At 38.4% G+C, this 224-nt stretch carries 1 rRNA gene; it reads right to left on the minus strand.

Features of this window, described 5'->3' with window-relative positions:
• Nucleotides 1-121: 121 nt before the first annotated feature.
• Nucleotides 122-224, minus strand: a 23S ribosomal RNA gene (locus H6A27_RS14905); the annotation flags it as partial.

The raw sequence follows: 224 nt of genomic DNA on the forward strand, positions 1-224 counted from the left end.
TATTCTTCTTTTTTCATCTTCACATGAGAATAACAAACTGAAGAAAGAACATTTCCTTTCAACCAAAACTCTTTCGTTTTTCAAGAACCGAACGTATATAACATCCTTCATGTGTCACGTGACAACAAAAGTCAACGGGCAATTAGTAATGCTCGGCTTTGCTGTCTCCAGCTTTACACCTGCATCCTATCAACGTCATAGTCTTTGACGACCCTGAGAAATCT

Source organism: Bacteroides caecigallinarum (assembly GCF_016902295.1).
GTDB lineage: Bacteria > Bacteroidota > Bacteroidia > Bacteroidales > Bacteroidaceae > Phocaeicola > Phocaeicola caecigallinarum_A.